3 protein-coding genes and 1 CRISPR repeat array are annotated in these 4,412 nt (G+C 63.1%); of the genes, 1 reads left to right on the top strand and 2 read right to left on the bottom strand.

Features of this window, described 5'->3' with window-relative positions; genetic code table 11:
* Nucleotides 1-4 precede the first annotated feature (4 nt).
* Nucleotides 5-277: direct repeats of the CRISPR family, unit length 29 nt; unit sequence CTGCTCCCCGCGCACGCGGGGATGGTCCC.
* A 43-nt stretch (nucleotides 278-320) separates the two neighbouring features.
* On the bottom strand, nucleotides 321-1,346 hold the full coding sequence (locus DQW06_RS12210; RefSeq protein WP_117198462.1) for a hypothetical protein: 1,026 nt from the start codon (nucleotides 1,344-1,346) through the stop codon (nucleotides 321-323).
* Nucleotides 1,347-1,536: 190 nt separating this feature from the next.
* Here DQW06_RS12210 and DQW06_RS12205 point away from each other — a divergent pair, with 190 nt between their 5' ends.
* Nucleotides 1,537-1,899 (top strand): nucleotide pyrophosphohydrolase, encoded by a 363-nt coding sequence (locus DQW06_RS12205; RefSeq protein WP_117198461.1) that lies wholly within the window; start codon nucleotides 1,537-1,539, stop codon nucleotides 1,897-1,899.
* 17 nt (nucleotides 1,900-1,916) lie between these two features.
* On the opposite strand, the gene DQW06_RS12200 is transcribed toward DQW06_RS12205, so the two are convergent.
* Complete coding sequence (locus tag DQW06_RS12200) at nucleotides 1,917-3,809, bottom strand: DUF2075 domain-containing protein (RefSeq protein WP_117198460.1); 1,893 nt, start codon at nucleotides 3,807-3,809, stop codon at nucleotides 1,917-1,919.
* Between the last annotated feature and the right edge of the window lie 603 nt (nucleotides 3,810-4,412).

Here is a 4,412-nt window from a genome sequence, read left to right as displayed (position 1 = left end):
GAGTCTGCTCCCCGCGCACGCGGGGATGGTCCCGCAACCGCGAAGGATTCTGGGAAGTCGCCCACCTGCTCCCCGCGCACGCGGGGATGGTCCCCGACCGACACCAGAATCACCGAAGGGACCGACCTGCTCCCCGCGCACGCGGGGATGGTCCCAGCTCCCCGGGCCAGTGGCCGACCATGTTCAGCTGCTCCCCGCGCACGCGGGGATGGTCCCTCGGCCAGGGTGGCGCGGCGGAAGGTGCGCACCTGCTCCCCGCGCATGCGGGGATGGTCCCTCCCGTGACATGTCACGCTTCGCGTTTTAGAGCCCTATATGATTCACTGCGCTGTTCCGAGCGCCTTGGCCCGATGGAAGGCGTAGAAGTCGGTGCTGTGCGGGCTCACGGCTGTACAAAGATTCCCGTCGAGAGCTTTGGCTGCCTGTGCCAGTGCAGGGGTAGCCTTGCTGCTCGGGTTTGCACGCACGAAGCCATACTCGTCGACGTAGACGAAACCGTGCTCGAAGAGTTCGTCGCACCCGAGCGCGCAGGCGGGCATGATGTTCGCCATTTCCAAGTACTCGTCCAATTGGCAGAACTTGCGCGCTTTGACGTGAGCCGCACGGACCACGGCGGCGGGCAGCGTTCGGCCACACAAGGAGCATTCCAGGTATTCCGCATTTCCGAACTTTGCCTCTTTCAGCTCCTTGTGCTCCTTGCGGATTTTTGCCCATGTCTTGCCGTGGACGGTGTCCTTTTTGTAATCGATGCGTCCGGCCTTCTTCGGGTCAGGAAGCACGGTCATCGCGGAGGCTGGTTGTCCAGTGGTTTCGGAGGGCTCCACAGCCATGGGCTGGGTGCGGGGTTCACCGGTGAATCCGCTGAAGTCCAGAGCCTCTTGGCTGACGGTGATGGGTGCCCCCTGGTTGTTGCCGGACTGTAGGAGCGCGGCCACGACCTCGGCTCCCAAGAGATCACCGGACATGTTCTCCTGCTCCCAGACGAGCTCGAAACGGATCCGCTTGGGGTAGACGGCGGGGTTCTGCGCATCCTCGTCCGTCCAGACGGGAACCACTCCTTGGTGTGGCTGCTCAGTCACCCGGGTCATCATCACGTGTTCGAAGGTCAGGCTCAGAGGGTCCCGGCCCTTGTTGCCCCGTGGACCGCGGGGGACGGAGTGGCCGAAGATGAGGTGGTCTCCAGGAACCAGGCTTTCCACAAGTTCACGTGCGCTGTGCTGCTGGTTCTGCATCTTCTGATCCAGTGCGCCGTCCTTCCAGCCCCAGATCCCGTGCTTCTTGCCTACGGTGTAGTTGGCACGGGAGACGGGCTGTGTCGGGACGTAGACGAAGACGAAAGTGGGCATGAGGCCTCGCAGGTGAGCGCGTGAGGGTGTAGGAGCCGTTGTACCGCACCCTGAGGACGGAACCGATGCGGAGCGGGGCCGCGTAGTTCGACCGTTGCTCGGGGGTGAGGACTCTAGGTCCCAGACCATCCGGTTGCTGTTCGGGTCGGAGTCGGCGCCGACCGGGCCAGGGCTCTGATATCTGTCGGATATGGGCATCTCATCGCTGCAGGCCATACTCTCTGCCTTCGCCGAAGAACGGGACTGGGCTCAGTTCCACACACCTAAGAACCTGGTCATGGCGCTCTCGGGAGAGGTCGGTGAGCTGGCAGCCGAGTTCCAGTGGCTGACCTCGGAGCAGGCCGCGCAGGTCATGGAGGACCCTGAGCGAGCGGAAGCGGTGCGCCAGGAGCTGGCCGACGTGTTCTCCTACCTTCTGAGGTTGGCCGATGTGCTCGACGTGGACCTGGAGGAGGCACTGAGGGCCAAGGTCGCTATCAACGAGACCCGCTACCCGGTGGACAAGGCAAGAGGGAACGCGCTGAAGTACACGGCACACCAGCGTGGAACCTGAGAGGAGCATGGCGGGGGTCAGATCCTGGATCCGTTACGCCCGATTTTCGGGATGCCGAGTTCAACGAAGTGTTGGTTGGTCTCGGGGTCTGTTGAGTAGAAGACAGCGCCTTTGAGTCCTCGAGTGGCCAGGATCCGGTAGATCTTACGGACGGCCATGTCAAAGCCTCGGCCTTTGTCGATGCGGTTGTCGTGGCTGGCCGCAGGATTGGAGAGCCAACGGCCGTTCCTCCAAACGAGGTCGTTGCCGAAGATGACGCCGGCATAGTCGTACTCGAAGCCTTGCGCGGTGTAGACGCAGCCGACCTGGCCGTTTCCACCGGGGTCGGTGGCCCAGAAAGAGGACGGGGGAATCCGTCCCAGATAGTGGTCCGCGGAGGAGTTCCAGGGACGTTTCCAGTCTCCGATGACAATGTCGTTCAGCAGACCTTGAGGGCCGGGTTTGTTCCACGGCCAGCAGTAGCCGGCGGCGATCCGCGCCCCGAAGCCTTCGCGGATCCTTTCCTGTAGAAAGGCCTCCATTTCCACGGGGTTGGGTGCTACACGCAGCTCGAAGTTCTCCAGTCCGAGCCAAGGCGCTGGGGGCTGATCCTCGGCGAGCCCCAAAAGGCGGTCGACCCAGTCGATGTACTCGGGTGCTCCTCCGCACCGGAACTGGTGCCGAAGGTCGATCTGGTGAACCCTCAGCCCCAGGTGCTGTGCAGCCTGATGGATGAGTGCCACGGATCCGACTTCGTTGGAGCGGACACTCTGGTGATCGTCCAACAGGAAGACGGGAACCCGTGCCGCTTCGATGAGTTCGACGACCTGCGTTCGGGGGCTGTTCGGCTTGGAGCGTGCGCGCAGGCGGTGGGCTTCGTCAGCGATCAGGACGTCCACGCTGTTGCCGTCGCGTTTAGCGAACTGGTTGAAGTAACTGAACGCCAGTCCCCGTGACCGAGAAGATCGCGCGATGCTTTTACGCAGGGTCTGGGTGAAGGCTTGGCTGCCGGTGGCGTGAACGCTATTGGTGCCGTCAGCGTTCAAGGAGCGCATGAGTTCGAGCGCGATGACGCTCTTGCCCGTGCCCGGCTCACCGACGATGACGATCACTTCCTTGTGCTGGCTCGCTCGGGACCGCCGGAGCTGCCCCCGCACGTAGTCGTAGGCTTCCCGCTGCTCGTCCAGTAGCGGAAAGATGGTGCGATCGCCGAGGCCGTCGGCGATCGCGGACATCAGGGGCTCGGTGGAGCGTACCGTGGCCGCAAGCAACTCCCGGGCGTGTTCTGCGGCGTTGTCCGCGGACAGGACCTGTCGGAGAGCGCTCATGAAGGCCTCTCGCTGATGGCCGCCGAACATGCGACCGTAGAGTCTGTCCGGTGAGTTCACCAGTTCGGCTGTCGGCATGCCGGTCAGCGAGATGGCCTTGATGGTGTCGGGGCCGGCGTTGTGCAGGTTGGCGATGAACCTCACCTGGGTGCGGCGCAGCAGGGGAACGAAGCCTCTGAGGACCTGCTGATATCCCCAAGCCTGATTGACGGGATGGACATAAGACTTGGCCGCCGGGTGCTGGGAAAGGGACACGAGTTCGCCGTAGGGCACCGGATAAGCCCTGGACCATTGCTTGTTCTCGATGACCACCACGGACATGGCACCGGATCCGGGTTGTGAACCCACGAGGACGGCATCCATGCGCAGATCGGCGATGGGGAGCTGCAGTTCGAGCAGCATCTGTACTTCTCCGAGCCCGGCGTCAACGACCAGTTGGGCGAGATGGGAGATGCTGTTCTGCCAGGACTCGACTTCCCCGGAGCTGGGCGAGTTCCCGGTCGACTGGCGGAAGCTGTCCACCATGGCGGGGATGAGCCGCCCCTCCTGCAGGGCACTGTCGACTTCTGAGGCTGTCGCCTGATACAGGCAGTGCAGACCCACTGGGGAGCGGCTCCTTCATGGCGGTGGGACCGTGTGACGGTCAGGGGGATGCGAGGCAGCAACTTAGCCCACGGCTCGGACAGCAGCCAATCGGTTTCGTGCGAAACAGGCCCAAAGGACTCTGTGACCTTCGAGAACCATGTTGGCCCATCGCACGGCCTCGGAGGCCGTCCCATTGAATCGCTCTCACCTGAGCGAACACCAACCGTGGCTGTGTCCCTGTCCACCAGCCGTCCACAGGGGTCCGGGAAGGACGGTTAGGCGACGTTCCGTGAGGAGGTGGTGACGTCTCGGCTAGCCAGTGGGGGGCTCCCTCCTGCTGTGCTCTTCACCTTCTTAGAGAGTAAGGAAATGTAGCCTCCGCAGCCTCCGCTCGTGCTTCGAAAGTGCCCCTGAACTGCGGTGATGGTGCGGAGGCTGAGTGTGGAAGCCAGCCTCCGCAGGCTCCGGGACAGCCTCCGCACCCCCCTGGCTAGCTCTGCATGTCAGGACCACCTGGTGGGGTGGCCTGCAAGTGAGGTATGAAGGCACCAGAAGCTCGGACCTATATTTGTGGGCGAAATGTCTGCTTCTCAAGAAGTTGGAAAAACGGCTGCTTGCCGC

The organism is Nocardiopsis sp. TNDT3 (assembly GCF_003427465.1).
Classification (GTDB): Bacteria; Actinomycetota; Actinomycetes; order Streptosporangiales; family Streptosporangiaceae; genus Nocardiopsis; species Nocardiopsis dassonvillei.
This window is presented reverse-complemented; position numbering and strand designations above follow the sequence as displayed.

Coding starts and splice junctions, on each gene's coding strand:
- DQW06_RS12210 (WP_117198462.1), bottom strand. CDS start 1,346: ATGCCCACTTTCGTCTTCGTCTACGTCCCGACACAGCCCGTCTCCCGT.
- DQW06_RS12205 (WP_117198461.1), top strand. CDS start 1,537: ATGGGCATCTCATCGCTGCAGGCCATACTCTCTGCCTTCGCCGAAGAA.